This window comes from Kineococcus sp. NBC_00420 (assembly GCF_036021035.1).
Classification (GTDB): domain Bacteria; phylum Actinomycetota; class Actinomycetes; order Actinomycetales; family Kineococcaceae; genus Kineococcus.
Map to the genome: position 1 here is coordinate 80,245 of NZ_CP107930.1, position 25,981 is coordinate 106,225.

A 25,981-nucleotide genomic window follows, 5' to 3' on the forward strand; every position below is an offset into this window, starting at 1 on the left:
GCACTAGCCACCGATCGCTCCCTACATGGCCTCACCGAATCAGGGGTAGACGCTCATCCAGCATGCGAGGAAGCTGCCCCCACCCCACCAAGGTCTCGAACGGCATGGTCGGGTCGATCTGGTCGGGGTCGATGACCACCTCAGCCAGCTGCACCAACGGATCGTTCGCGTCGTAGATCACGATCCGGGGCGGCCCCATGCTGGGCCGGCGAAGGAAGCGAGTCACCTCCCACGGGTGCGGCTCCCACCCTTCGAGACTGCCCAGCGTGGGCCAGGTGCCCTGCCGGACTAGACGGCCACCGAACCTGGCGACCAGGACGGCGTCATCCGGGGTGCCCGGCAGGAATCCGTCGACTGCGGGCAGTTCGGACCTTCGCGGTCCGAAGAAGAAGCCGAGCAGGATGCCCCTGTGCTCGCGCGAGACGCGGGTGATGAGCCCGACGGCGTAGCCCCCACTGGGCAGCGGTATTCCGAGGACGTCCCCGGGTGAGCAGGTCGTGGGCATGTGTCTGCTCGCTTCTGGTCGGTCCCGGTGGCCGCGATGAACCCTTGTCTGCGCCATCTTGCGGCTCGACCGGATGCGGCGGCTGCTTTAGGGCGGGAAGTCCTCCACCGCCTGACACCGTCCTCGCATCGCGGAAGGCTGCTCGTATCCCACCTGCGGCACCAGTGGATGTGCGGTGCCTGCTGGGTACTGCTCCTGATGGACCGCTCGGTCATCGCCATGACCGCGACGTCGACGACCTCTTGGTCAGCGGGACGACCGTTCGGTCGAGAGTCGATGGCTGTTTCTACCGGGTTGAGCAGGTGTTGATGTCGGCGGTCGGGGCGTCCGGCGGGCCGGCGGGGATGACCAGCGAGGCTGGCTGCAGCGAGGATGGGGATCGTGAGCGGCTGGGCAACGTTGGAGGAGATCACCGCGCTGGAAGCGCTGTACACCGCAGGTGCCAGCAAGACGCTCGCCCCGGCTCGGGCTCAGCTGGCTGGACGTTGGCGGGCGGGTGAGCGTGATCGTGAGACAGCGCTGCGCTTGGCGTTCCTGGACTGGTACTCCTGCTCCGAACCGGAGTTTCTGACGGGGCTGCCCGATGTGTCCAGCGCCCAAGCGGTGGAGGAGGGCTTCTTCCTGCCTACCTGCGAGCACCTGCTGGCGGCTCACCCGGGCGATGTCGAGGTGCTCTTCGCCCTCGGATGGATGCTCACTTCCCATCCCTGGTGCGCTGGCGGTGCGTCGACGGGCGACGTCGAGGCCCGCGGGCGTGTGTTGTGGACGGCCTACCTGACCTCCCCGATCGAGCTCGGCGATGCGGTCTTCACTGATCGCGGCACTTACGGGATCTACTTCGCTCACATCCAGGCGACTCAGCGCCAGTGAGCGTCGCCGCGGCGGCGCAGCGTGAGGTCGTGCTCCTTCAAGTACTTGAGGCCTCGTCCGCTTCTCGCCGTGCCCGAGACGTCGCCGGCCTCTGGCAACGGTCCGGAGAGGCGGGATGACCGTGCGCTGCGCGCACCGCGGGGATATGTGGGTGGTTCCTGCTGCTCGGCTTCCACCCGGTCATCGCCAAGACCGCGACGTCGCGGCCGCCAACGTCTCGACCGGATCGCGGGATGACCGTGACGTTCGGAGGAGCCGGACACTCCGTCGTGTCCTAGCTCTGGTAGCCGTCGATCACATCGAAGTCCGGCCCCAACTCGGTGCGCAGCCGAGCGACCAAGTCCCTGCCCGCTGCCACCCACGCGGCCAGATCCGCAGGGGTGCCTCGGATGGGCCCGGGCGGGTCCTGCAGCTCGTCGTGGTGCCGTGCCCAGGCCCGCACGTCAGTCTTGAGGTTGTCAGACAGGGGCAGCTGGCCGAGCTTGACCATGCCGTTCTGACGTCCTGCGACGCGCCGCCAGAGCGGGTCGGCGCCGAAGGCGGCCTTGAAGATCAGGGTTACTGGCGCCTGCATGTCCTCTGCCATCGCTGCACGGTATCCAGCGGGACGTGGTCGTCTGCTGGCGCTAAGACCGTTGGATGTCCCGTGCGCACCGCGGGATGACCGTGAGGTCGTAGGCCGCCGTGATCACATCCGGACATCGCCATGACCACGACGTCGTACGCCGTGGACGACAGCGCGCACAAGGCGGGATGACCGTGAGGTCGTTGGCTCCGGCACAGTGGAGGCCATGAGCGAGCCGGTCGGTGTCGACTTCGGGCCCGTCGACGGGGAGGCCTTGCCGCACGGTCTGCGGGTGCTGCTGGAGTCGCTGCAGCCGGGTCAGGCTCCGCTCCACGCGGCCCCGCTCCCACCTTCTCCGTTCGCCCAGCGGCAGGACCGCGAGGCGTTGCGGCAGCGCCTCGGCTTCGCGGTGCCCGGGTTGTCGGTGCTGCGGGAGGCCGGGCAGGTGGAGGTGCTGTTCAGTCTCGAACCTGAAGGCCTGGTCGCTCCGCAGGAGCTGCGTGGGGGCAGTGCTGGGGTGCTCGTGCTGTACGCCCCCGACGAGGCGGTGCTGGAGGCGGTGCTGCACGCGGAGGTGGTGGCCGGGTCGGCGTCGCAGGTGACCTCGATGCACGTGAGCTACGGCGACCCGTGGCCACCGGCGCAGCCGGCGACGCTGCGGCTGGTGACGAGTGGTGACACCACGATGGTCTCAGTGCACGGTCATCACGTGGGGGTGCAGCACCACCGGGTGGGCCAGACCCGGCTGGCGTGGCAGCAGCGCTTCGGGAGCGTGGACTGTGACGTCACGGTCTATGCGGTGTTCTCACCGGTGTCGGCGGTGCAGATGCTGGCTCGGTGCGACGTGCTGATCGGCGTCTCGTGAGGCACGGCTCGGGCCGGGCTACTTCGGCCTTCGGTCGCTCCTCAACGTTGTGATCATCGGCAGGGTCGCGCGGACGGCGGGATGACCGTGACGTCGAGTTCTCGCCGTCACGGCTGCTGGCCGAAGGGCACCGTGGATTGACGACGCAGTGGACTTGCTCGTCCGGCCTCTGGCTGACTGGGTCTGTGATCGAGAAGACCGACCCGGTCCCTGCGCAGCTGCGTGCTCTGGGCTACCCCGACGCGCGCTGGCTGGCGGCGGGCATGGAAGCCGACGTCTACGCCCTCAACGAGCAGACCGTCGCCCGGCTGCCCCGGGAGGCAGCTGCAGCCGACACGGGGCCCGTAGAGCGAATGCTTGAGCAGCTGAATCAGTGCCGCCTGCCGTTCGCCGTCCCTGCCCCACTGGGCCGCCTCAACCTGTTCGATGGTCGCTTTCTGCTGCGTCAGCCGCGCTTGCGCGGCCGCAGTATCGGAGACTTCTACGACCCAGCCGCTGGGCGCCTGGATCCCCGCGCCGAGCAGGCGTTGGTCGAGCTGCTGAGCGCGCTGCGCACCATCCCGCACCCGCAGCCGATTGAGATGCCTGACTTGCCGCTTTTGGGCGACTCGATGGTGACCACCGCTCAGCCTTGGGCGGCAGCCTTGCAGCAGTTGCTCGACGATCGCATCCGCCGCTTTGGAGGGTTGCTGCGGGTGCACGTCGACCGCCTGGACGACCTGGTGGAGGCCTGCGGCGCTTTCCTGTCCAGCCGCCGGGACGTGGCAGTCGCGTTGCAGCACGGGGACATCTGTCCGGAGAACGTGCTGGTCGACGACGACTGCCGGCTCAGTGCGGTCCTGGACTGGGGGTTCCTGACGATGCTGGCTGATCCGGTGCTGGAGATGGCGATGACGTCGGGTTTCTTCGACATGTACGGCCCGCATGCCCTGCGTACCGACCAGCGACTGAGCGATCTGTTCGTCGAGGCGTTCAGCGTTGAGCGCGCGGACATCCTGCGGTTCAAGGCCGTCTACGCCCTCATCGGCGCTAACGCTTACAGCGGTACCGCCGACGGGCACTTCCGCTGGTGCGCCGCGGTGCTGCGGCGGCCTGACGTCCGCTTTGCTGTCCTGCTGTAGACCGCCGACTTGGTGTCAGCTGGTCGCTCTGCCATCGACAGACCCGGTCGTCGCCAACCCCCGGGGCGACCGCGCACAACGCGGGATGACCGGATGCGGAACACCCGCTGCGGGTGGTGCTGGTGAGCGACGATCGCCTCATGGCTGTTGCTCCGCTTCACGTCCGCGCGCGGGTGCGCCACGAGCCGGACCGCTCCTACGCGGTGCTCGTCGACGGGCCTGAGGGGGAGGTGCTGGTGGGCACCACCCGCCGCACCGGGGAAGTGCTGACGATCGCGCACGAGGGGGCGGCCCGGGTGTTCGCGGTGGCGGTGGGGCAGATCGCGCGGTCCTTGGACGTGGCGTGGCCGCGGCCGCCGTACGGGCGTGATGGGCAGTGGGTGCGCATCGTCGCGGTGGAAGATCCCAGCGACGTCGAGGAGGTGGAGATGCTGGGAGTCGCGGGGCAGGTGCACTGGTTCGGGGCGGAGTCGGCGTGGTTCGTGACAGTGCCCGGGTACGGCACGGGCATCTACCCCGGTGAGCTGCTGGACTTCGAGGCCGTGATCAGCGCGGAGGAGGAGGCAGCGCTGCGGGCGTACACGAGCGGGGGCGCTGATCCGTCCTGATCGTGCCCGGCTGAGCGGGTGGAGCACGCGGACGGCGGGATGACCGTGAAGTCGATCAGGGGTGCAGGAGTCGCCTCATGCTCACCGCTTCGACGGACAACGTGCGGGGCTTAGGCAAGCTCGGAGTGGACGATCTCCGGGGAGTCAGCTGGGTTGTTGCCGATGCAGCCAACGGCTGAGTCGGCGGTGCCAGCGGGACTCCTGCCACGTCTCCTCAGCGGCGAGCTCTTCGGCGGCGAAGGCGCGCACGGCCACGACGTCAGCCTCGGCCAAGTCGGGACGCGTTCGCGCTAGGGCCTCGCGCAGCGCAGGGAGGTCGTACTGCCCGGTGGGAGTGAGCTTCACCCGGAGGTCGGCGCGGGCGACGCGTTCAATGCCGACCTTGATGACCTCGCCGTCGTCGAACCAGGCGATCTCCTCGTACTCCCCGTCGTCGACGTCAATGGCTTCCATCGAGCTAGCAGCGAAGCTGAGGTCGACGAAGACGATGGGCTCCAGGCTGTCCTCTGCATCGAAAGCGATCACTGCTCGCGACGTCTGCTCCACGCCCTCATGATCGCGCACGATCAGCGGGATGACCGTGCGCTCCACGCCATCTCGTCGCCACCTCGATGTGTGAACATGCAGCGATGACGAACCTCCGGCTAGCGCCCCTGGCCGGGACGGCAGACGACGTGCGCGTCGTGCAGCACATCTTGAACCAGGCCCCGGACTACGCGCTGCGGGTCACCGGCCAAGCGCCAGGACCTGATGACGCTGCTGAGATGTTCCTGGCACTGCCACCCGGGGTGGACCGAGCAGCCAAGTACGTCTACGGCCTCTTTGTTGAGGATGAGCCGGTAGGGGTCTTGGACGTGATCCGCGGTTGGCCTGATCCTGCGACGGCCCACATCGGCCTGCTGCTGCTTGAGGAAGCGCGAACTGGTCAGGGCTTGGGCCGTGCGGCGTACCAGGGCGTCGAGGACCTCGTGCGGCAATGGAACGAGGTGCACTGCGTGCGCGCTGCGGTCGTGGCGACTAACGATGTGGTCCTGCCTTTCTGGCGTTCCGTCGGTCTCACACCGACCGGGGAGACGAAGCCCTACCAGCGCGGCTCCATCACCTCGTACGCGATCATCCTGACCAAGGCGTTGTACCCAGTTACACCCTGAACGCTCCACCGGCCTCGGCCACAGCGCGCGACCAGCGAGATGACCGCGCATGTGGGGTCTGGCGGCGGCGAGAAGGCTCGTGCCGATCTAGTCGTCGAGGGGCCACTGCCCGGTCCGGCGGAACTCCACCACCGCTCGGTCCCACTGCGCTTCGTCACCTTCTTCGGCAGGGTGCGGCTCGTTGCCCGCGAGGAAGCCCGCCAGCCACAGCTCCGCCTCCGGCGACAAGGTGCGGATCTGATTCTTGGACACGTTGAAGCCCTGGTCAGAGTGCGGGCAGTAGGCGCCCAAACGGCCGGGGAAGGTGTGTGGGTTGCCCGTGAGGTAGTCGCGCCCTTCGCACTCGTCGTTGGTGAACCACAGCCGCACGTCAATCGGGTAGTCCGGCCCGTAGTGCAGCTTGGCCATGGCCACGATCTCAGCCTTGCTGTGCTCCTCCGACTCGCTCACCACCCCAGCATGGCCTCTTCGTCGCCGCCGGCTGTCTCGGCCGGTCTCTCCGATCGAGGGCTGCGAACGCACGCACTCACCTCGTCGGGCGGGGTCGTCGCTGGCCACCCGAGACCGCGCACTACGCGGGATGACCGTGACGTTATCTGTCCACTGCCGCCGAGACCGCGTGCCGAGCGTGGGAACAGGGTCAGACAGACACGGGTCAGCTGCTGGTGGTGGCGCAGATCCCCAGATCAGACAGGGGATCTGCGAGATAGGTGACGGTAGACAGCAGGTACCCATCGGCCAGGTTGGAGTTCAGGGAGGCTTGGCTCCTTCGGCCGTAGTTGGCCTCGGCGGTCATGCGGCCGTAGCCGTCGTAAGCCGTGAGGCGCAGAGAGGTGGCCTCGGTGGAGCTGCGCGCGTCGGGTCGGCTGAGCGCGTGCGCTGCTGTGGCCCACGCGCGTCCCTGCCCAGCCTCGTGAGGGCTGGCGGCGGGGAGGCTGGCGCTGGACTTCGCTGATAGCTGCGCAAGCTCAGCGCGGATCGCCTTCAGATCCGGCAGCGCTGCTGCGTCAGGGAGGTAGCTGATGCTGGTCGTGACGTAGCAGTCAACGGGGAAGGGGCGCATTGAGGCGTGTGGTGGGGAGGGGTCTTGATGCGACTGCCCTCCGGACAGGAGCAGCAGGGGAACGGCTGCAGCCATGGCCATCGTGGTGCGTGTCGCGCTCGGCATGTCCGTTCATCGGCAGGCGCGTATCGGTGCTTGAGGGTGCCGTCTTGAGTGCCCAAACGGGTGGTCAAAGACCGCTCGGTCATCGTCATGTCCGGTAGATCGGGCGCCTCGTCCGCCTCACTCCCGGTCGTCCACCGGACGATGCTGCCTGCCTCGTGTAGTTCCACGGCGACATCGGGCGAACGAGCCTCGGTCGCCCCGAAATGCCTAGGCTCGTGCGCATGTGGACGGGAGCGCAGGATGTGTACGCCAGCGCCTTCGTCTCGCGACACGTCCCCTCGGGCCGGGCGGTCCTGGAGGGGCCGGGGATTCACGGCGCAGCCCTCGCCGATAGCACCTCACCCGTTCGCCTCCTGGTTACCGACGATCGGGCCCACGACGAGCTCGCCGCTCTCCTGCCGAGCATCCGGACCGGGATGATCGACCTCTTCGCGGAGGCCACCCGCTGCACCGCGCTCGTCCAGGCTCACCTCGAGTGGAGGTCGAGGGCGGCGACGGCGATGGCCTGCCGCGACCTGCGGACCGTGCCGGAGTCGACTCTGACCGGCGAGCTGATCCTCCTACCGGTGCGCCGGCTGGCCGACGACGCGGTCGACGGGGTTCCGCTGGACGACGCGGTCGCCGTCGCCCTGTCCGCGGATCCCACCTTCGAGGAACCTCACGCCGTGCTCGCCGGGTACCTGCGGTCACTGTCGCCCGCCTTCCAGCTCTTTGCCGCTGTGGACGTCGACGGCGCTGCGCACGCGACGTCAGGCGTCGGCGTCTTCGGCTCTCAGGCGACCGTCATCTTCGTCAACACCGGTCCCGGGTGGCGTTCCCGCGGGATCGGCAGGGCCATGACCGCTGCCGCTCTGAGCGCCGCCCAGGCGACGGGCGCAGAGCAGGCCTGCCTCAACGCCAGTGAAGCCGGTCTACCGATCTACCAGCGGCTGGGCTTCGAGACCGTCGCGCGCACGACACGTTCCTCGAGTCCCACCTGACCGCATACGCCTGAACGGCCCCGGGGCAGTGAGCTCGCGGCGTCCAGCTCGAGGTCCAACGGCTGCACGGCTGATGGTCACACGGACGTCGGCATGAGTAGCCCTGCGTCAAGCGGCCGCCGCGAGAACAGTCTGCAGAACCCTGTGCTGAGCGGGGTCGTAGGCCACGCCGTCTTGCCAGCAACGCTAGCCTCGATCTTTCACGACGATCTCAGCTCGGGTAGTCGACACGAGCCGTAGATGCAGCGAAGTGCCTGCTCTGCAGTCGATCATGGTGCTTGTCGAGAGCCCATGGCCATCACGCAGAGAGGCACTTCGTGAGTGAAGACTAAACCCAGCCCCCACCGACTGACCATGACCGGAGACGGCGAGTCGCTACTGTCCTCCGCGGGCGCGTCGTTGCTGGTCGACACCGCAAGGTTCAGCGGCTTGGACCCCGCCCTGAGCCGGGAGCTCGCACCGTGGCGCAGCCCGTGGGCGATCCACGATCCCGGCAAGATCATCCTCGACCTGGCCACTGCCGTGGCCCTAGGCGGTGACTGCCTGGCCGACCTCGGCGTCGTCCGCGCCCAACCCGAACTCTTCGGCCTCGTCGCCTCCGACCCGACCGTTTCGCGACTGATCACCAGACTCGCCCAGGACGCACCGACCGCCCTGACGGCACTGCGTCGAGCCCGGGCCGCCGCACGGGAGAAGGTCTGGTCCACCGCTTCCCCGGTCCCGCAGCAGGGGCACATCATCATCGACCTGGACGCCACCATCGTCGCGTCGCACTCCGAGAAAGAAGGCGCCACCGCAACGTGGAAACGGACGTTCGGGTTCCACCCGCTGCTGGCGTTCGTCGACCACGGCCCCGGCGGAACCGGGGAGTACGTCGGCGGACAACTACGCATTGGCAAGGCAACCGCCAACGACGCCGCAGCCCACATCGCTGTCCTGACCGAAGCACTGCAGCAACTGCCCGAGCACGAACGCCCCCGAGTGCTGGTCCGTGGCGACGCCGGCGCCGGAGTCCAAGCGTTCGTCCGTCACCTGCACGACACCGGACTGGCGTATTCAGTTGGGCTGTACGTGCATCACCCGATCCTGGACGCCTTGCCGCAGATCCCCAAGCGGGCCTGGCGGGCCGCCATCGAACCAGACGGCTCCGCTCGTGATGGCGCCCAGGTCGCCGAACTGACCCGCTACGTCCGCCCGTCGAAGAGTCCCTGGCCACCGGGCATGCGGATCATCGCCCGCCGGGAACGGCCGCACCCGGGAGCCCAGCTGCGCATCACCGACGCGGACGGCTGGCGCATCACCGTCTTCGCCACCAACGTCCCCGGCGGGCGAGTCGCCGACCACGAATTGACCCACCGGCTACGGGCGCGGGCCGAGGACCGGATCCGCTGCGTCAAGGACACCGGCTTGCGCAACCTGCCCCTGCAAGGGTTCGCCGCTAACGAGATCTGGCTTGAGATCGTCGCGTTGGCCAACGACCTGCTCGCCTGGACCCAGCACCTGGCTCTCACAGGCACCGCGGCCCGGGTCTGGGAACCTAAACGGCTGCGTCTAAGACTACTCACCGTCGCGGGGCGCATCGTCCGCACCGGACGGCGGACCCTGCTGCGGCTTCCGCGGTCTTGGCCCTGGGCTCGGCTGATCCTCACCGCCCACCGACAACTCGCCGACCTCAGCCCCTGACCGTCATCAACGTCCCGACAACCGGAGCTTCGGAAACCGCGACAAGACGCGGGGCTTCTCCACGCCCACGCACGAAACCCCAGGTCAGCGCCTCAATACGCCGCAGCACAACCCTACGGTGAAAGATCGAGGCTAGGGCAGCGCCGTCGAGTAGTCACCGCAGGGCACAAGCAGGTGGGTCCCGCTACCTACTGCCGGTCGCTCTAAGTCCTGCTGCGACCTGACTGGAGCCTGCGGCGAGTAGTCACGCCAGCCAGAGCGCCGAGCCCGATGCCGAAAGAGGCTATGAGGACCGGGAGGAGCCAACCGGGTACCGACGGGACGATGAGCGCCACCACGAGTCCCAGAACAGCTCCCAGAGCAGCCGCGATGGCGCCAACTATCGCGGGGAGCCAAGCTTTGATCTCGTTCACGAGACCACCCTTTCAAGACGCGGAGACCGTACGGTCATCCCGCGATACGGGCGGTCGGCAACCTCGCGGTCTCGGCGAAGACCGAGCGTCTCGAACACCACGATCAGAGCAGGACCGAGCACCCGCGTCGAGCACCCCGCCAGCGCAGACGCGGGACACTCCTCAGGTGCAGCTCACCTCCACCGACGGCGCCGTGTTCGAGCTCCGTCCCAGCGGCTACGAGTACCCCGACTTCACCACTGCCGGCGAACTGGACGCCAACTGGCTCATGCTGCATGGGAGGGTTCGCACCGCTGCTGGGGAGTCATTGCGTTCGAGGGGCCGGACCTGAGCACGTGGGAGGCGAAGGAGCTGCTGGACTGGCTGCACGCCGCGGCCGAAGGACGCCTCGAGCCGACGGATGTCCCGGGCTTGTAGCTCGTGACAAGCACGCTGATGTTCACCGAGCCCAACCTGGCCTTCAGCGTCGCCGCGGTGGACGGTGAGTACACGACACTGCGCGTGCACCTGTCCCTGGAGGCGGCCGCAGGCAGACCCGGGTGGACGACGGACCCCAGGCCCGGCATCTACGAGTACAGCGTCCCGTTGCGGGTCGACCGGGCTCAGTTGCTCACGGCGGCGGAGCAGTGGTGCAGCGACCTCGCGCCGTTCCCGGCTCGTCGACGACGGGGAACCGCCGTCGTGGGGCGAAGTCCTCGGCTCTGGCTGGTACCTCGCGCTCACCCCACTGGTCGCGCGGTCATCCCGCGATGCGGGCGGCGCACGATCATCCTGCGGTGCGTACCAAGGCAGGTCGGGTGATCTTGTCACGCGATCTTGCGAGCAGCGTCATGGCGGATCGGTGCTAAACGCCCGGACTCCTCGAGGCGCACACAGTGGTGTTCCGTCCACCCTGCTTACCGCGATACAAGGCCGCATCAGCCTCAGCGATCACCTGCGCCACCTGTAGTCCTGGACTCCACTGCGCCACCCCGACGGTGCAGGTCTGCCCACGCGGGACCGCAGCACGGATGCGGTCCACGACGATGCGTGCCTCCTGCGCGGTGCACCCGGGCAGGGCCAGCACGAACTCCTCCCCACCCCAGCGGGCCAGAGTGTCCAGGCCGCGCAGGCAGGAAGAAGCCGCGGCGGCGAACTCGCGCAGCAGCACGTCCCCGGCCAGATGGCCGTGGGCGTCGTTGTAGCGCTTGAAGTGGTCCAGATCGATCATCGCCAACGTCAACGACGTCCCACCGCGCTCAGCCCGCTGGACCTCCGCGGCCACCGCCTCATCCCAGCGGCGGCGGTTGGCCAGACCCGTCAACGGATCGTGTTCAGCAGCCTGCGCCAGCCGCGTCAACAACTCCGCACGTTCGATGGCGTGAGCGGCCTCAGCGGCCAGAGTCTGCAGCAACGGCATGATGTGCGCCGGCAGCTGCTCGCGAGAGGTACACCAGTACACCCCCAGCACCCCCACGACCTGCTCTCCGGGCAGTACGACCGGCTGCCAGATGGCCGAGGCGGTCCCCAGGGCCTGCAACAGTCGCGCTGAGGCGGCCGGGTGGGCCGGGACGTCGGCGACGAAGAGGCTGCGCCCTTCGGCCAGCGACAGACCGGGCAAGGACACCTCTCCGGCGGGGATGTGCACGCCATCGACCGGCAACCCCACACTGGCGGTGCTGCGTAGATTCCCCTGCTCATCGGGGCGCAGCAGGTAGACCGCGTCGGCGTCGGTGAGCTCACGCACCGTCTGGCAGATGACGTCGTGAGGTCTCTCGGCTGTGGCCAGCGTCCGGGAGGCCTCGGCCAGAGCTTCGACGTGGGCGGCGTGCTGGGCCAGCTCGGCGTGGGCCGTGGCCAGCTCGGCATGAGCGCTGGCCAGGGCTTGGGCGTGAGCGCGGTCGGCGCTGACATCGCTCATGGCGACCACCGCGCCCAGCACTGTGCCGTCGAGGCGGCGCATGACCCGTCCGGAGCAGACCAGCGCACGCGGCGGACAGCCGCGCCGGGCCAGCACGATCTCCACCCCTTCCACCGCTCCCTCGCGCAGGACACGATGGACGGGGACCTGCTCGGCGCTCAGGGGCGTGATGCCGTCCGCAGCGAACAGGTCGTAGACCCCCGCGTGCTCACTGGGGTCCAAAGAGGCGTCGGGTTGCAGGCCGTGCCAGTGACGGGCGGTGCGGTTGAACGAGGTCAGGTGCCCCTGGGGGTCGACCACGACGAGGCCGACGTCGATGGTCTCCGAGATCGCCTCGCTCAACTCCCAGCGTTCCTCGGCCTCGGCCATGGCCAAGACGGTGATCTCGCGTGCCTCGGCGGCCTCAAGAGCCTGCAGCTCAGCAGCGCGGGTCTGGCGACGGCGCTCGAACAAGGCCACCAGCACGGTGGCCAGGTCCCGCAGCACAGCCATCTGCTGCGCGTTAAGTGCTCCCGGCACGGTGTCGAAGACGCACAGTGACCCCAGCGCGTGACCGGCGGGACTGATCAGGGGCGTGGAGGCGTAGAAGCGCACCTGCCCCAGGCGGCCGTCCACCCAGGGGTTGCCCGCGTAGCGAGGGTCGCGTGAGGCATCGACGACGTGCACGAGGTCGCCGTCTTCGAAGTGCAACGCACACATGGAGTCAGCCCGGGCTGAGTAGCCCCCTTCGAAGCCGACCGTGGTGAGCTGGCACTGGCGGTGTTCGTCGATGAGGTTCAACGTCGCGTGCGGGACCCCGGCCACCACCGCGGCCGCGCGGACCACCGCGGACAGTTCGTCGTCGGCGGGAGCATCGAGAAGGCGGTACTCGTGCAGAGCAGCCAACCGTGCGGGCTCCCCACCGCGTGCGGGCTGTCCACCGCGCTCAAGCTGTCCACCGCGCCCAGGCGGTTCGACGCCGGCGAGAGACGAGAAGGGCCGCGGTGAGCTCATCGGCTCCTGCCTGTCCATGAGGCAGGTATCGGCAGTCCCCATCCCCGCGTTGAGGACGATCCGCACCCCCTCCCGGAGAGCACCGCAGGGCTTGAGGAAGGCGCCAGGACACGCCCGGCTGGCTCACCGGGCTGCGAGGCGCGCTTCCCCCGTACTGGTGGGTTCTCCCTGGCGCGCTACAGCCGCGCACGACGTCAGCCGAAACCTGATCGTGAGCACCGCACTGCCCGCCGAGGCCCAAGTGGAGTCCTGGCGCCTTCCGGGGCGGTCGCGACTGTCAACACCGGTGTGGCGGGTCCGCCACCGCTGGGTCACCACGGTCCTCGCGATCCACCTCCCACTGCTGCTGGCCTGGGCTCTGCTGCACCACGCCTCCACCGACACCCTGCTCACCCTGTGCGCACCGGCCGCCCTGTACCTGGCCGCCGCGATGGAAACCCTCAGCCGCGGCCGGCTCCTGCTACCCCCTGTGCTGGCCTCCTGCGCCGCTGCCGCCGGGTTGATGGCCTGCTCCTCGTTCCTGGTCGCCGTCTCCGGCGGCTACATCGAAGCCCACTTCCACTTCTTCGTGATGATCCCCGTCGTCGCCCTCTACGAAGACTGGGCCCCGTTCGCTGTCGCCGCAGGGATCGTGCTGCTCGAACACGGGGTCGTCGGCACGCTCTGGCCGCACAAGGTCTACGGCCACGCCGCGATGCACAGTGAACATCCCTGGCTCTTCGCCGCCATCCACGCCGGGTTCGTCATCGCCGCCTGCCTGGGCTCGCTGACCGCCTGGACACTCAGCGAACGCGCCCGCACCGCCCAAGCGCAGCTCCTGCAGCAGCTGCACCACCGCACCCGCCACGACGACCTCACCGGCCTGGCCAACCGCACCGGCCTGAACGAAGCCCTCGACGCCGCCCTGGAGGCCGCCCTGGCCACCGACACCCCCGTCTCGGTCCTGGCCATGGACCTGGACCACTTCAAGGCCGTCAACGACACCCTGGGCCACTCCGCCGGCGACCACCTCCTGCGCGAAGTCGCCGCCCGAGCCACCGCGTCGTTGACCGAAGCCCTCACGAAGTCACTGACCGGGACCCTCCACGTCACCACCAGCCCTAACGCACTCACCGTGCGCCTGGGCGGGGACGAGTTCGCCGTCCTGCTCCCCGGGCTGGACGCAGACCAAGCCCTGCAGCTGGCGCAGCACCTGAGACGCAGCATCGGCCGCGCCACCACCTTGCTGGGAACCACCGTCAGCACCTCGGTCAGCATCGGCGTCGCCACCCGCCCAGCCAGCTTCGCATCCGGCCAAGCCGTCACCGACCCGCTCACCACCGCCTCGCTCACCACCGCGCTGCAGGCCGCCCCCACACGGCACGCTCCACAAGACCGCGCGCTGATCGCCGAGCAGTTGTTGCGCGAAGCCGACGTCGCGATGTACGTGGCGAAGACCTCCGGCAGCGGCACCAGCCTCTACGACCCCACCCATGACCAGCACACGACCGAACGACTGGCCGCCCTGAACGACTTCCAGCAGGCCCTGGACTCCGACCTCACCCTCGACCGGGTCTCGGGTGAGCCGTCACGTCAGCATCCGGACCAGGAACTCGAGCCCCGGCCCGGCGTAGAAGTCGAGCCCCGGCCCCGCGGAGGCGAGGACCGGCAGATCGTGGTCCACCTCCAGCCCAAGGTGTCGGTCAGCACCGGGCAACTCGTGGGAGTCGAGGCATTGGCCCGGTGGAACCACCCCACCCGTGGTGTCCTGCCGCCGAGCGAGTTCATCGCCATGGCCACCAGCCCCGACCTGTCCGAGGCGTTCACCACCCGCGTCCTGGAAGCAGCGCTGGCTCAATGCAGTACCTGGCTGCACGCCGGCTACGAGGTACCCGTCTCGATCAACGTCACCGCCCACTGCCTGCCCCGACTCGCGCTGCCGATGCGGCTGCTGGACGCCCTGCAACGCCACGGCGTCCCACCCCGGCTGCTGTGCCTGGAGATCACCGAGGACATCCTGGTTGCCGACCCGGACACGACCGCCGAAGTCCTTGCCCTCTTGCGTCACGCCGGGATCCGCTGCTCCATCGACGACTTCGGCACCGGCTTCTCCTCCCTGTCCTACCTGCGCCGGCTCCCGCTGGATGAGTTGAAGATCGACCGGTCCTTCATCCTCGGCTTGTTCCCCCACGGACCCGACGAGGAAGTCGATGACGTCGTGGTGGGCGCCGTCATCGACCTGGGCCACCGCCTCGGCGTTCACGTCGTAGCCGAAGGCGTCGAGCACCAGCATGAGCTCGACGTCCTGGCCCGGTTGGGCTGCGACAGCGTGCAGGGCTACCTGCACTCCCCACCTGTCCCCGCGTCCGCGTTCCCCCAGCACCTGCTCGAAACGACCCGGACCATGCCCTCGCAACCGTCGCTTGCTTGAGCGATCAGCAAACCCAGCCGCACAACCGCACGGTCATCCCGCGGTGCGCACGCAGCGCAGGGTCATCCCCCTGGTCGTGGTCGTTTCCTCCTCGAATCGCCCCAGGGGCCCCGCTCCCTCACTCGGCGAGTCGCACCAGACCCAGGCCCGGCCAGCGGCCGAGCGAGCACTCGGCGCGCTGGGCCGTCGGCGAAGACGATGGAGCCATGCTCAGCGACCAGACCCGGCAGGCGCTTCGCGTCCTGCGCTGGCGCGGCGCTGACCACCTCGAAGACGCCGCGCGAGGTCTGCTGCGCCGCCCGCGTCCAGTTCCGACACCTCCCGCGGGGCGTCCGCGGTTGAGCGAGGCCCAGGTGGACCAGCTGATCGAGCAGACCGTCCTGGCCCTGCGACGAGTCCAGCCTCAGGGCCGGTCTCAGGTTCAGTCCTGAACGACTGGGTCCCGCTGCACGACGGTTCGACCTCACGGTGAGAGCTGAAGGACTTCATCACAGCCCTCAGCCGCCGTCCCCCGCTGCGGGAGCGGCACGTCATCGAGGAGCTGCAGTACCTGGCCAGCACGTTGCCCTCCCCGCGCCGCGAACCAGACCGGCGGCCGCGGGCACTGCTGCACCGGGGCCAGGACGGGGTCCTGGAACGCGTCTGCGAATACGAGCCGGCGACCCTGCGGCCCAGTGGCGTGGCCGCAGGACAGCTCAGCGTCCTGGCCGCGCGTGCTGACGCCCGACACAGCGGGGTCGGCGGCTCGGCGGTGGATGCGCGCCTGGAGCTGCTGCGGGCGGGCGCGTCGCAGCTGCAGGCGGCCCAGGTTCTCGTGGCCGCGTTGGTTCACGAGCAGAACCAGGAGATGGCCAGAGTCCTCTCGCGCCGAGACTTCCATCCTCGCGGTCCGGTCGGCGACGACGGGTACGCCGTGTGGGTGGCGACCCTGACGACGTCATGAGGGCCTGACTAGACACGTCGGCGCTGATCATGATCACCATCACGGTCGACAGCCTCGTGGCAGACAGGGCGGCCGAGCATGACTGACGGGCGCCCTGTCTTCAGCGCACGCTCGGTCATGACCCAGCCCTCAGACACCGCCACCCACCTGCCCATCGCCCTCGGGGATGAGACCTGGCGCACCGACCCCCTCCGCTTGGCCGTCGCCGCGTACCTCGCCCGCTACCGCGGGGAGACCCGCCGCCACGCCGACTCCCACCTGCGCGTCTACCTCACCTGGTGCCAGCTTGGCGGACTGAACCCGTTGCAGGCCCGCCGACCTCACATCGAGCTCTAAGTGCGATGGATGCAATAGACCCAGCACTTCGCCGCCTCCACGGTGTCGCGACGGACGTCGGTGGTGGCCGGCTTCTACCGCACCTGCGCCATCGACGAACTCCTTGAGCACTCACCAGCTGACTACGTCCGCCGCCCCAATGTGCCACCGGAGTCACCCACCCTCGGCTTGAGTCGCCTGCAGCTGGAAGCCCTGCTCGCCACATCGTGAGACTCGACCACCCCGTGGGACTTCGCCATGGTCTGCCTGCTCGGGCAGCTGGGGCTGCGCATCCTCGAGGCCTGCGTCCTGGACATCGCCGACCTCGGCGAAGAACACGGGCACCGGGTCCTACGCGTGGTGGGCAAGGGCCACAAGGTCGTCCTGGCCCCCCGGGCGCCGCGGTGGGGCGGGCGGTGGACCGCGCCATTGTCGACCGCATGACGGGTGCGTTGATGTTGAACACCCGCGCTGGACGGCTGGATCGCCACTCCGCGACCCGCCGCCTCGAGCACCTTGCCGCCGACGCCCGCATCCGGCCACCGCGGATGCATCCGCACATGCTGCGCCACACCTACGTCACCACCATGCTCGACGCTGGCATCGACCTGCGGGACGTGCAGATTGCCGCCCGCCACGCCGACCACAGGACGACGATGCGCTACGACCGGGCCCGCACCACCCTGGACCGTCACCCCAACCACATTCTGGCCGCGTACATGGCCTCCGGCACTTGACCCGACTTCACGCTTCTGGCGAATTGAGGACGGTCGCGCTCCCACCGAAGGTCACGCCAACCGGTCCGCCCAGCTCTGCGTAACGTCCTACCTAGCCGACCCTAGAATTCACTCGACTGAGAACCGATGCGCCCACGAACACGCTCTGACACAGTGGATCAATGGACGATCCACACGACCTGGATCTGGAACACCAGCGCCGCCTGCGCGCCGAACGCGTCCTGACGATGCTCCGCGAGCTGTGGGGCGATGAACTACCCCCAGGACCCAACGCTGAAGTCGCTGTCCTCATCGACACCATTGCCCTGGACGACGATCACGGAGCCGGCGACCAACTGATCACCCAACGCGACGGCCTCACCTACGCGATGGTGGCCGAGCTCATCACCCACTACCACCCTGACACCGCAAACCCCCCCACCGCCGGCGACCCTGACCAAGGTGGCGGTCCCCTCACCGCGGACCCACCACAGCAGCGGATCGACGCCGTCGCCGCGCCCGACACCGCCACGCCCTCCGACGTTGCCTCACCACCAGCACCACCACCACCGCCCCTGCCACCGGAGGCATCGACGGACGTGTCCACGTTCACGCTGCCCCCGAGGCTGGAAGCCAGGTTGAGCGACCTGCACCTGCTCCACGACACCACTGCAGCCACCGCAGCGGCAGCTCCCGCAGCCCCCGCAGCCCCCGTCACAGCACGGATCGCGCGTGCAGTGGAGACGGGTTCGGTAGGGCAGCCGGACGCACTGAAGATCGTCAGGCCAGCTCAGGTCGGGATGTGGGAAATCGACCCCCAGAGCGGGGACGTCGCCTACGACGGCGTCACCGCCCAGCTGCTGGGCATCGGTACCCAGGCCGGCAACTCCACCGTCATCCAGCACTTGAACGAGCTGATCCATCCCGGCGACCGCGACCGTGTCGATGAGGCGATCAAGTACGCGCTCAGGACGCACACGACGTACCGGGTGCGCTTCCGGGTGATCACCGCCCTGGGCCTCCCGACCTGGCTGATCAGTCAGGGACGGGTCTTGACCAAGCCCAGCGACCCCTCGCCTCGCCTGACCGGGTATCTGACCTTGGACCCTCAATCGCAGCAGCACGGCAGAGAACTCATCGACCTGCGCTGAGACCGCACCGGCACCCGCCACGTTCAGCAGGGGCAACAGACGTCGTCGACAGTCGAAGGCCACGCAGCTCACCAACGGTGCAGCTCACCAACGGTGGCGCGCTGATGATCTCGGCCGAGCACCGGGCTGGCGGCGTCTCGTGACGGAGGTCCACGTGGCCGCGGTGTGAGCGGGGGGTCCTACAAGCGTCGGCCAGAGATCACTCGGATCGCTGCTGTGGTGCTCCCGACGTTGAGTGCTCGCCTGATCTGCGCCAGCTGCACCGCAACGGCGGAAAGTTCTTCCCCCAGCAAGTCGGCGGCTTCAGCTGCGGACAGTCCGGTACCGATGATCCGCAGCAAGCGGTGATCATCGGGGGTCAAGAGTGCATCGTGAGCTGGGTCGTCCTCGTTCACGGAGGGACCTCTCCTCGTTGCTGATGGTGCACCGACTACCGACTTGCGTCCGATGCCAGGACCAAGGCCACTGTAGGACCCCCTGATTTTCGCGGGGTCACTTCACAGTCACCCCGCTGACCAGGACGTCGACGACCGCCCTCACAAGCCGAAAAGCGCGAGATCGTCGAGCTGGTCTCGCGGCGAGTCCGACCCCGATCCACCGCTCTGACGCGGATGGAAGACGCGAGGCGCGAAGGCGGCCAGCGCCCCGACGCTGGGCATCCTCTGGGGCATCATGGCTAGCTGTGAGACCCCATGATCACGATCAGTCGATCGATCCGGTGACCGACACAGCGATTGGTGCACGCACAGGAGTGGAGCACCGATCGTGAGGTGGCCAGCGGCGGTGATGCTGCCGCCCGAGCCCGACGCGCTGCTCGACCGCTTCGCCTCCCTGGCCGCACGGACCCTGCGGGCACCGATGGCGGTGCTCTCCCTGCTGGACGACTCCCAGCAGGTGGTGCTCCCCGGGGCGGCCGGCATGCCGGAGCCGTGGCAGCGCGAACGCACGATGCAGTGGGCGCACTCGCTGTGCCGCTTCGTGGCCGGTGGAACAGGACTGGTCGCCGTCGATGACGTGGCTACCGATCCCCACGCTAGTGACTACGCCGAGGCCGTGGACGCTTTCGGGGTGAGGTCCTGGATCGCGGCTCCGCTGCGTTTCTCCCACGACTTCACCCACCTCTTCGACACCGACGACTCCTCGACCGGGTCAGCGTTAGCACCCCCATCCGCCTCCCTGCATTCTCCGGAGCAACTGGCGGTGCTGGACGACGTCGCGGCAGTGTTGGAGATCGAGGAGATCCACGACATCGGCGAGGCTCGCGGCGGTGGCGGCGGTGACAGCGGCAACGGCAGCGGCAGCGGCGACCCTCGCGACGATCAGCTGGCGCCCGCCTCAGCTGCGCAGGAACACCCGGTGACCACAGGCAGTGGCCGCAGTGGCGAACAGGGGATGGCGTGGGGGGTCCTGTGCGTCTTGGACACCACTGCCCGGCAGTGGACCGAGCGCGATCGCGAGTTGATCGAAGACCTCGCCGCCGCGGCAGCCGCCGAGCTGCGCTCCCGGGTGCTGACCTCTCGCGCCATCGACGCCGAACGCCGGATGGCGACCACACTGGCCACCGCCCAGGCCATCCAGACCCGCAGCCAGCTGCTGTTGAGCCTGTCCAGAGGACTGGCGCAGGCCGAAACCGTCCAGGACATCTCCACGATCCTGACCAGCCTGCTGCATGAGCAGCTGGACGTGCAGCACTTCGGTCTGCTGCTGAACGACTCCGAACACCACCGCGCCCGGTTCGTGGATATGTCCACCTTCCCCACCGGTACCGACCCGGCCTGGGCCACCTTCGACCTGCGCACCGCCACCGCCCCCGCCGCGCGCGCCATCACCGAGGGCCGAGCCCTCTTCTGCAACGACCGTGACGCCGTGCACGCCCTGGACCCCCGGCTCGGCGAGCAAGGCGCCTGGGAGTACCCCGGCGCCGTCGTCTTCCTGCCGCTGCACGGCCAGTCCCCCCAATCCGCCAGATCCCCACGACCCCCCGGGTCCCCTGGATCCCCTCGGGGCACCCTTGGTGCGCTGGTGCTGGTGTGGGCCGCCCCCCGCGACACCGCTGACGCCGCTGACCAGGCACTGTGGCGGGCACTGGCCGACTACACCGCCCAAACCCTGGCCCGGGTGCTGTACGCCGCCGAACGCCGCTCCAACGCCGAGACCCTGCAACGGTCGATGCTCACCGCCCTGCCCCAGCCGGACCACCTCGAACTACGCGCGCGCTACGTCCCCGCCGCCACCAGCGAACACGTCGGCGGTGACTGGTACGACGCCGTCGTCGGCCCCGACGGGGCCACCACCCTGGTCATCGGCGACGTCACCGGACATGACATGAACGCTGCGGCCGGCATGGGACAACTCCGGGGGCTGCTGCGCGCCTTCACCTTCGACCGCCAAGAACCCCCCTCCCGGATCGTCACCCGCCTGGACCACGCCGCCGCCGGCCTGGGCGTGGACACCCTGGCCACCCTGGTCATGGCCCGCATCGAACAGAGCGATAGCGATGCGCAGCTCGGAGACCGACACCTGCGTTGGACCAACGCTGGACATCCCCCACCGGTGCTGCTGTCGGCCGATGGATCCACCCACGTGCTCGACAGTCCTCCCGAACTGCTCGTGGGTCTGCTCACCGACGCCGAACGCAGCGACCACGTCCACCTGCTGCCGCCGGGGTCGACGCTGTTGCTGTACACCGACGGGCTGATCGAGCACCGGGGACGTTCCATCACCGACGGCATCACCGACCTGCAACGGGTTCTGGCCGCTGGACAGGGGCGTTCACTGGAGCAGCTGCTGGAGCACCTGGTCACCGAACTGGTCGGGGACTCACCCGATGACGACTGCGCTCTGCTGGCCGTACGGGCCCACCCTGAAGACCACCCCCGCCCCAGCGAAGCCGGCCCCAACCGCACCCTGTGAGGCACGACGACCTCGACGGCGACCTCGACGGCGACCTCGACGGCGACCTCGACGGCGACCTCGAGCGGTCGGCCCTTCGCGACCGCCGCACGCCACGACGGGCACCGAGGGGTCGGGGAGGCCGTCGGAGCTGCAGATCCGCTGGCTCGATCAGACGCATCAGGTGGAGCTTGTACGCCTGAGGACGATCAGGACGTCCTCGACGTCCCCGACGTCCTCGACGTCCTCGAGACGCTGCATCCTCGGCGGCTGGTCCCGCACGACGTCGGTGTCGACGAACTCACCGCTGAGGCCGAGTCCATCTCCGCGACGGTGAGTCAGCTGACGATCAGCGGGTCGTTGGAGACGTCACCGATGTGCACGTGGGTGCGGACCCGTTCTGCAGCCGGAGCCAGTGCACCGAGCAGCTCCTGGAGCGTGGTCATGGCGACGGTGTGCACGGTGCCGGCGACCTCCAGCAGGGGTGCGCCGTAGGCGGCGATGAGCTCGACGGTGACCTGTTCGAGTTCGTCCCGCTCACCTGTGGTGCAGGCGATCTTCTGCGCCGCCGCGCGGGGGACGGCGTCGATGCGTTGGCGCAGTTCGTTGACCACGACGTCGGCGGCGAGGAAGAAGTCACCGAGGTCGTGGCGGCCGCGGACGGGGGCCGAGGGGCGGAAGAGCGTCAGGGCGCGGGTGATGACGCTGTCCTCGATGGCCTTCCAACCGCTGTCGGTGTGCTGGCGCAACAACGCTGCAGCACGACTCACGACGTTGCCGTCGCCCTGCTTCCCGGACGAACTCGTGGTTGCGCGCTCCTGCATGCCGGCGGCGGGCGATCCTCCCGCAGGTTCCACCGGGCTGTTCTCACTCACCGCCACTCCTCCAAGCTACCCGCGATCGCGGTACGGGCCCTTTGCAGCAGGCCGCGGACGGCGGTGGGACTGGCGCCGATGATCGAGGCGATCTCGGCGTAGGACAGGTCTTCGACCTCACGCAGCATCCAGACGCTGCGTTGACGTTCGGGAAGCTGCAACAGCGCCGCGTCCAACGCGCCCAACAGCTCGTTCTCGAGAGTGTCACCTTCGGGGTCTGCGTGCGTGTTCCGCACGTGCGCGCTGACCCGGTCGAAGTCCACCGGTGCCCGAGAACCCGACTGCGGAAACGGCGGACGTCGCCGCTGGCTGATCTTCTGGGCCTCGTTGCGGCCCAGGACCAGCAACCAGGTGCGGATGGTGGAGCCGCCACGGAAGGCGGCGATGTTCTTCCACGCCGAGAACAAGGCTTCCTGGACGCAGTCCTGGGCATCGGAGGGATCGCCCAGGAGTCGCAAGACGTAGCGGTACAGCGCAGGGCCGTGACGTCGGACCAACTGGGCGAAGGCACTTTTGTCGCCCAGAGCCGCCTGACGGACCAGCACCTCATCAGGAACCGCTGAGGTGCCACCAACGCCACCGGTGGCCTGTGCGAGGTCATCGCCTCCGTCGTGACCGACGACCCCGGCGTCGCCCGGGCCAGGCCGACCGGATGCTGAAGACGTGTGTCGGGCCTGATCGGCGTTCACGGCGTCAACTCTGCGACCAGTGTGCAGCGCAGGCGAGTGCCCCGCTGAACTGACCCGTCACGTGGACGCACGAACCCTCATCACGAAAGAAAGCGGTGACCGGCGATCACCGGAGACGGTGAGGAGTGCAGCAGTGCTCGCCGAGGTCAGCAACTCCAGCCAGGGGAGTGTGCACTGTCGCGCGGGACCGTCGGTGGACGGATCTGTCCACCGTACCCGATCCACGCGAGAATATGTGATGTAGATCACACTCAAGGTGGCGTGCCGTTTGACCCGGTTCTGTCTCTATCCCCTTCGACAACCCAGCACGAAGCCCTCGGCCGTAGCGACTGGGCCCAACCACTTCTCGAAGGAGCTTCCCCGTGAGCGAGCAGACCAAGACCACCCCCAAGGCGATGTCCACCACCGGGTCCCAAGACCTGGCCGTGAAGAACGGCGGCGCACTGGTCTCCAACCAGGGCACCACCTCCATCGCCGACACCGTCGTCTCCAAGATCGCCGGCCTGGCCGCCAAAGACGTCTCCGGCGTCCACGCCCTCGGTGGCGGCGCCGCCCGCGCCGTCGGCGCCCTGCGCGAGCGCATCCCCGGCGCCAGCACCAACCACTCCCAGGGCGTCTCGGTCGAGGTCGGGGAAACCCAGGCCGCCGTCGACATCAGCCTCATCGCCGAGTACGGCGTGGCCATCGCTGACCTCGCCGCCGGGGTGCGCCGCAACGTGATCGCCTCCCTCGAGCGCATGACGGGCCTGCAGGTCACCGAGGTCAACATCTCCGTCTCCGACGTGCACCTGCCCACCGACGACGCCGACGAGGACACCGAGTCCGCTCCCCGCGTCCAGTGACCGAACCCACCAACGCCGCCGGTGCCCCCCTGGGCACCGGCACGGGGTGGACCCCGACAGAAGCACCGCTGACGGTCACCGACGTGGAGATCGTCTCCACCACGCCGGTCCCGGTGGTGGAGACCGCCGACCAGGTCGCAGCACTGGTCCTGGCCGTCCCCGGGGTGGTCGAACTGCACCCGGGCCGCTTCGGCGAGGTGGCGACCTACCTGCCCGGGCGCCGGGTGGCCGGGGTGAAGCTGCGGGACGACGTCGTGGAGGTCCACGTCGTGGCTGCCTTCGACACTCCTCTGCGTGCTGTGGCCCAGCAGATCCATGCGGTGGTCGCCGCTGTGGTGACCGCCCCGGTGCAGGTCTTCATCGAAGACCTCACCGCCCCCCACGCCGCCTGACCCCAGGCCCCCTCCCCCCGCCCGTGCACCTGGCCCTGCGCCAGGTGGGCCCCACCTCTCCTGGAGGACACCCGTGCCTACCTCGACCGTCGGCATCTTCGCCGGCCTCATCCTCGCCCTCATCGCCCTGACGGGCGGCTTCGGCTGGTTCCTGCTCGCCCTGCTCTTCGCCGCCGTCGGCTACGTGATCGGTGCGCACCTGGAAGGCAAGCTGGACCTGTCCGCCCTCCTACCCGGCCGCAGCCGTGGCTGATGGCGCCACCGCGATCGACGGAGCAGCCACCAACCACAACCTGCTGACGAGCTCGACGCCTGACAAGGGTCGTCGCGCACGCCCTGGAGCACAGGCTCTGCGGCGCTGGGACAGCCCGGCCCAAGCGGTTGCTGAACTCAGCCCCCACGAACGCACCGAAGCCGGTACCCGCGGATCGTTGGAGGTCAAGGACAAGGCGGTCGAACGCATCGCCGCGGCCGCCGTGCTCCAGGTCCCCGGGGTGATCGCCGCCGGCGAGGCGACCGGAACGATCGCCACCGTCCTCGGACGCGCCTACCCCCGCGTCGACGTCCACGTCGCCGGGCGCCGCGCCCGCGTCCACGTCGACGTGGTCACCGCGTGGCCCCGATCGGCGGCCGAGGTCGCCGCCGCCGTCCGCGCCCACGTCAGCGACCGGTTGCACGCCCTGGCCGACTTGGACGTCGACGCCGTCGACGTCGCGGTCGCCAAGGTCATCCGACCCACCACCCCGGACAGGAGACGCGTCCAGTGACCGCTCAGACCGGCTCCACCCCGCCGGCCCCGATGCGGGCGGCGACCCAGAAGACCGGCAGCGGCCCCATCGGGATCCTCGGCCCGATCCTGGCCGTACTCTTGCTCGCCTTCGGCCTCCTGCTCCTGCATGATGCGCTCGTCGCGGCCGGCGCCCTGTCCGGGACGCTCTGGCTGAACGCAGCGGTCGACGGGGTCAAGGGTTTCGCGCCGGTGTGGTGGTTGATCCCCGCCGGGATCGTCATGGCCCTGCTCGGGCTGTGGCTGGCCTCCGCCGCGCTGCGTCCGCGCTCGCGCAAGACCCTCCCGCTGACCTCGAGCACCGGGATCTTCCTGCACACCCGCGACATCGCCCGCCTGGCCTCCGGCGCGGCTAGGGACCTCGACGGGGTCCTGGACGTGTCCTCGGCCGCCACCCGGCGCAAGGTCACCGTCACCGTCCACGGCACCGCCGAGGCCGGCCTGAGCGATTCGGTGACCGCCGCGGTCACCGACCGGCTGTCCGTCCTGCAGTCCCCCCCGCGGGTGGCTGTCACCGTCCACACCCCGAAGGAGAACTGATGGGCCGCACCGTCCTGGGGTTCGACCGCCTCGCCGCGATCGTCGTGGGTCTGGTCATGGTCGTGGTCGGTCTGGCCGCCGCCGCCTGGGGCGCCGGGTGGTTGGTGCGGGTGTGGCCCGCCGCCCCGCAGCAGCTCACGCTGAAGACCGCCACCGACGCGTTCGCAACGGGGTGGTGGTCCTGGGCGACCGGCATCGCCGGGGCGGTCCTGGTCCTGCTGGCCCTGTGGTGGCTCCTAGCGCACCTGCCCCGTCGTGGTGTCGGTGACCTGTCCCTGAAGGGCTCGGGCCGGCAGGGACGGTTGACCGTCGACCCCGCCGCCGCCGCAGGCACCGCCGCCGACGTGCTGGCCGAGACCCCCGGAGTCCGTTCGGCCTCCAGCCGGGTCCTGCGTGATCGTGGTCAGCTCGTCGTGGACCTGTCGGCCACCATCGAACCGGACGCCGACCTGCAGACCGTGGTCGCGGCCACCGACGACGTGGCGACCGACCTGGGCCAGGTTCTCGGCCGCGACGACGCCCGGGCTCGTGTCCGCCTCTCGGTGGCCCGGCGCGGCCACAAGACCAGCCGCGTGCACTGACGCACCCCAACCGACCGCTCACCCGG

At 69.1% G+C, this 25,981-nt stretch carries 33 protein-coding genes; 24 read left to right on the forward strand and 9 right to left on the reverse strand.

Annotation, left to right across the window (positions count from 1 at the left end; genetic code table 11):
- Positions 1-31: 31 nt before the first annotated feature.
- The gene (locus OG218_RS00450; protein ID WP_328291237.1) at positions 32-505 is read right to left on the reverse strand and encodes an Imm26 family immunity protein; all 474 of its coding nucleotides are present in this window, start codon (positions 503-505) and stop codon (positions 32-34) included.
- Positions 506-886: 381 nt separating this feature from the next.
- Between OG218_RS00450 and OG218_RS00455 the strand changes: the two genes are divergently transcribed.
- Entirely contained in the window at positions 887-1,375 is a 489-nt protein-coding gene (locus OG218_RS00455; protein ID WP_328291238.1) for a hypothetical protein, read from the forward strand.
- A 274-nt stretch (positions 1,376-1,649) separates the two neighbouring features.
- On the opposite strand, the gene OG218_RS00460 is transcribed toward OG218_RS00455, so the two are convergent.
- Entirely contained in the window at positions 1,650-1,961 is a 312-nt protein-coding gene (locus tag OG218_RS00460; RefSeq protein WP_328291239.1) for a hypothetical protein, read from the reverse strand.
- 205 nt (positions 1,962-2,166) lie between these two features.
- Between OG218_RS00460 and OG218_RS00465 the strand changes: the two genes are divergently transcribed.
- From OG218_RS00465 to OG218_RS00475, 3 genes are all read left to right on the forward strand, one after another.
- A complete protein-coding gene (locus tag OG218_RS00465; RefSeq protein WP_328291240.1) occupies positions 2,167-2,805 on the forward strand; it encodes a hypothetical protein in 639 nt (212 codons plus the stop codon).
- A 185-nt stretch (positions 2,806-2,990) separates the two neighbouring features.
- On the forward strand, positions 2,991-3,926 hold the full coding sequence (locus tag OG218_RS00470; protein WP_328291241.1) for a phosphotransferase family protein: 936 nt from the start codon (positions 2,991-2,993) through the stop codon (positions 3,924-3,926).
- A gap of 140 nt (positions 3,927-4,066) precedes the next feature.
- The gene (locus tag OG218_RS00475; RefSeq protein ID WP_328291242.1) at positions 4,067-4,534 is read left to right on the forward strand and encodes a hypothetical protein; all 468 of its coding nucleotides are present in this window, start codon (positions 4,067-4,069) and stop codon (positions 4,532-4,534) included.
- Positions 4,535-4,678: 144 nt separating this feature from the next.
- Here the strand turns inward: OG218_RS00475 and OG218_RS00480 are convergent, their stop codons facing one another.
- Positions 4,679-5,125, reverse strand: coding sequence for a hypothetical protein (locus tag OG218_RS00480; RefSeq protein ID WP_328291243.1), 447 nt, complete (start codon positions 5,123-5,125; stop codon positions 4,679-4,681).
- A gap of 38 nt (positions 5,126-5,163) precedes the next feature.
- Between OG218_RS00480 and OG218_RS00485 the strand changes: the two genes are divergently transcribed.
- Positions 5,164-5,685 carry a GNAT family N-acetyltransferase gene (locus OG218_RS00485; RefSeq protein WP_328291244.1) on the forward strand — a complete coding sequence of 174 codons (522 nt, stop codon included), beginning with the start codon at positions 5,164-5,166 and terminating at the stop codon, positions 5,683-5,685.
- Positions 5,686-5,772: 87 nt separating this feature from the next.
- On the opposite strand, the gene OG218_RS00490 is transcribed toward OG218_RS00485, so the two are convergent.
- Together OG218_RS00490 and OG218_RS00495 are read right to left on the reverse strand one after the other, a co-directional pair.
- Positions 5,773-6,135, reverse strand: coding sequence for a hypothetical protein (locus OG218_RS00490; RefSeq protein WP_328291245.1), 363 nt, complete (start codon positions 6,133-6,135; stop codon positions 5,773-5,775).
- Positions 6,136-6,340: 205 nt separating this feature from the next.
- Positions 6,341-6,748, reverse strand: a complete 408-nt coding sequence (locus tag OG218_RS00495; protein ID WP_328291246.1) for a hypothetical protein — start codon at positions 6,746-6,748, stop codon at positions 6,341-6,343.
- Between the two features lie 326 nt (positions 6,749-7,074).
- On the opposite strand from OG218_RS00495, the gene OG218_RS00500 reads away from it, so the two are divergent.
- The 4 genes from OG218_RS00500 to OG218_RS26450 all read left to right on the forward strand — a co-directional run bounded on the left by OG218_RS00500 (position 7,075) and on the right by OG218_RS26450 (position 10,730).
- Positions 7,075-7,833, forward strand: a complete 759-nt coding sequence (locus tag OG218_RS00500; protein ID WP_328291247.1) for a GNAT family N-acetyltransferase — start codon at positions 7,075-7,077, stop codon at positions 7,831-7,833.
- Between the two features lie 354 nt (positions 7,834-8,187).
- Positions 8,188-9,516: an IS1380 family transposase gene (locus tag OG218_RS00505; protein WP_328291248.1), complete on the forward strand. Its 1,329-nt coding sequence runs from the start codon at positions 8,188-8,190 to the stop codon at positions 9,514-9,516.
- Between the two features lie 579 nt (positions 9,517-10,095).
- Positions 10,096-10,260 (forward strand): WapI family immunity protein, encoded by a 165-nt coding sequence (locus OG218_RS00510; RefSeq protein ID WP_328291249.1) that lies wholly within the window; start codon positions 10,096-10,098, stop codon positions 10,258-10,260.
- Between the two features lie 104 nt (positions 10,261-10,364).
- A complete protein-coding gene (locus OG218_RS26450; RefSeq protein ID WP_442906340.1) occupies positions 10,365-10,730 on the forward strand; it encodes a WapI family immunity protein in 366 nt (121 codons plus the stop codon).
- Positions 10,731-10,773: 43 nt separating this feature from the next.
- Here the strand turns inward: OG218_RS26450 and OG218_RS00515 are convergent, their stop codons facing one another.
- On the reverse strand, positions 10,774-12,714 hold the full coding sequence (locus OG218_RS00515) for a diguanylate cyclase domain-containing protein (protein WP_328291250.1): 1,941 nt from the start codon (positions 12,712-12,714) through the stop codon (positions 10,774-10,776).
- A 319-nt stretch (positions 12,715-13,033) separates the two neighbouring features.
- Here OG218_RS00515 and OG218_RS00520 point away from each other — a divergent pair, with 319 nt between their 5' ends.
- The 7 genes from OG218_RS00520 (at position 13,034) to OG218_RS00550 (ending at position 18,357) form a co-directional block, all read left to right on the forward strand.
- Complete coding sequence (locus tag OG218_RS00520) at positions 13,034-15,232, forward strand: putative bifunctional diguanylate cyclase/phosphodiesterase (protein WP_328291251.1); 2,199 nt, start codon at positions 13,034-13,036, stop codon at positions 15,230-15,232.
- A 206-nt stretch (positions 15,233-15,438) separates the two neighbouring features.
- Positions 15,439-15,663: a hypothetical protein gene (locus OG218_RS00525; RefSeq protein ID WP_328291252.1), complete on the forward strand. Its 225-nt coding sequence runs from the start codon at positions 15,439-15,441 to the stop codon at positions 15,661-15,663.
- A gap of 248 nt (positions 15,664-15,911) precedes the next feature.
- Complete coding sequence (locus OG218_RS00530; RefSeq protein ID WP_328291253.1) at positions 15,912-16,175, forward strand: hypothetical protein; 264 nt, start codon at positions 15,912-15,914, stop codon at positions 16,173-16,175.
- A 117-nt stretch (positions 16,176-16,292) separates the two neighbouring features.
- On the forward strand, positions 16,293-16,511 hold the full coding sequence (locus OG218_RS00535) for a hypothetical protein (RefSeq protein ID WP_328291254.1): 219 nt from the start codon (positions 16,293-16,295) through the stop codon (positions 16,509-16,511).
- A 237-nt stretch (positions 16,512-16,748) separates the two neighbouring features.
- Complete coding sequence (locus tag OG218_RS00540; RefSeq protein WP_328291255.1) at positions 16,749-16,934, forward strand: hypothetical protein; 186 nt, start codon at positions 16,749-16,751, stop codon at positions 16,932-16,934.
- Positions 16,907-17,227, forward strand: a complete 321-nt coding sequence (locus tag OG218_RS00545; protein WP_328291256.1) for a tyrosine-type recombinase/integrase — start codon at positions 16,907-16,909, stop codon at positions 17,225-17,227. The genes OG218_RS00540 and OG218_RS00545 overlap by 28 nt, the downstream gene beginning before the upstream one ends.
- A gap of 161 nt (positions 17,228-17,388) precedes the next feature.
- Entirely contained in the window at positions 17,389-18,357 is a 969-nt protein-coding gene (locus OG218_RS00550) for a PAS domain-containing protein (RefSeq protein ID WP_328291257.1), read from the forward strand.
- A 179-nt stretch (positions 18,358-18,536) separates the two neighbouring features.
- Here OG218_RS00550 and OG218_RS00555 read toward each other — a convergent pair whose 3' ends face one another.
- A complete protein-coding gene (locus tag OG218_RS00555) occupies positions 18,537-18,752 on the reverse strand; it encodes a hypothetical protein (RefSeq protein WP_328291258.1) in 216 nt (71 codons plus the stop codon).
- Positions 18,753-19,122: 370 nt separating this feature from the next.
- On the opposite strand from OG218_RS00555, the gene OG218_RS00560 reads away from it, so the two are divergent.
- On the forward strand, positions 19,123-21,270 hold the full coding sequence (locus tag OG218_RS00560; protein WP_328291259.1) for a GAF domain-containing SpoIIE family protein phosphatase: 2,148 nt from the start codon (positions 19,123-19,125) through the stop codon (positions 21,268-21,270).
- Positions 21,267-21,452 carry a hypothetical protein gene (locus tag OG218_RS00565; protein WP_328291260.1) on the forward strand — a complete coding sequence of 62 codons (186 nt, stop codon included), beginning with the start codon at positions 21,267-21,269 and terminating at the stop codon, positions 21,450-21,452. The genes OG218_RS00560 and OG218_RS00565 overlap by 4 nt, the downstream gene beginning before the upstream one ends.
- Positions 21,453-21,587: 135 nt before the next feature.
- On the opposite strand, the gene OG218_RS00570 is transcribed toward OG218_RS00565, so the two are convergent.
- Together OG218_RS00570 and OG218_RS00575 are read right to left on the reverse strand one after the other, a co-directional pair.
- Complete coding sequence (locus OG218_RS00570; protein WP_328291261.1) at positions 21,588-22,124, reverse strand: hypothetical protein; 537 nt, start codon at positions 22,122-22,124, stop codon at positions 21,588-21,590.
- Positions 22,121-22,669, reverse strand: a complete 549-nt coding sequence (locus OG218_RS00575) for an RNA polymerase sigma factor (RefSeq protein ID WP_328291262.1) — start codon at positions 22,667-22,669, stop codon at positions 22,121-22,123. Before OG218_RS00575 ends, OG218_RS00570 begins: the two co-directional genes overlap by 4 nt.
- A gap of 539 nt (positions 22,670-23,208) precedes the next feature.
- Between OG218_RS00575 and OG218_RS00580 the strand changes: the two genes are divergently transcribed.
- From OG218_RS00580 to amaP, 6 genes are all read left to right on the forward strand, one after another.
- Positions 23,209-23,655, forward strand: coding sequence for an Asp23/Gls24 family envelope stress response protein (locus tag OG218_RS00580; protein WP_442906436.1), 447 nt, complete (start codon positions 23,209-23,211; stop codon positions 23,653-23,655).
- A complete protein-coding gene (locus tag OG218_RS00585) occupies positions 23,652-24,047 on the forward strand; it encodes a hypothetical protein (RefSeq protein WP_328291264.1) in 396 nt (131 codons plus the stop codon). The genes OG218_RS00580 and OG218_RS00585 overlap by 4 nt, the downstream gene beginning before the upstream one ends.
- Before the next feature lie 73 nt (positions 24,048-24,120).
- Positions 24,121-24,300: a DUF2273 domain-containing protein gene (locus OG218_RS00590; RefSeq protein ID WP_328291265.1), complete on the forward strand. Its 180-nt coding sequence runs from the start codon at positions 24,121-24,123 to the stop codon at positions 24,298-24,300.
- Entirely contained in the window at positions 24,293-24,814 is a 522-nt protein-coding gene (locus OG218_RS00595) for an Asp23/Gls24 family envelope stress response protein (RefSeq protein ID WP_328291266.1), read from the forward strand. The genes OG218_RS00590 and OG218_RS00595 overlap by 8 nt, the downstream gene beginning before the upstream one ends.
- Positions 24,811-25,374, forward strand: a complete 564-nt coding sequence (locus tag OG218_RS00600) for a DUF6286 domain-containing protein (protein ID WP_328291267.1) — start codon at positions 24,811-24,813, stop codon at positions 25,372-25,374. Before OG218_RS00595 ends, OG218_RS00600 begins: the two co-directional genes overlap by 4 nt.
- Entirely contained in the window at positions 25,374-25,955 is a 582-nt protein-coding gene (gene amaP, locus OG218_RS00605) for an alkaline shock response membrane anchor protein AmaP (RefSeq protein WP_328291268.1), read from the forward strand. Before OG218_RS00600 ends, amaP begins: the two co-directional genes overlap by 1 nt.
- The last annotated feature ends 26 nt before the right edge of the window (positions 25,956-25,981 follow it).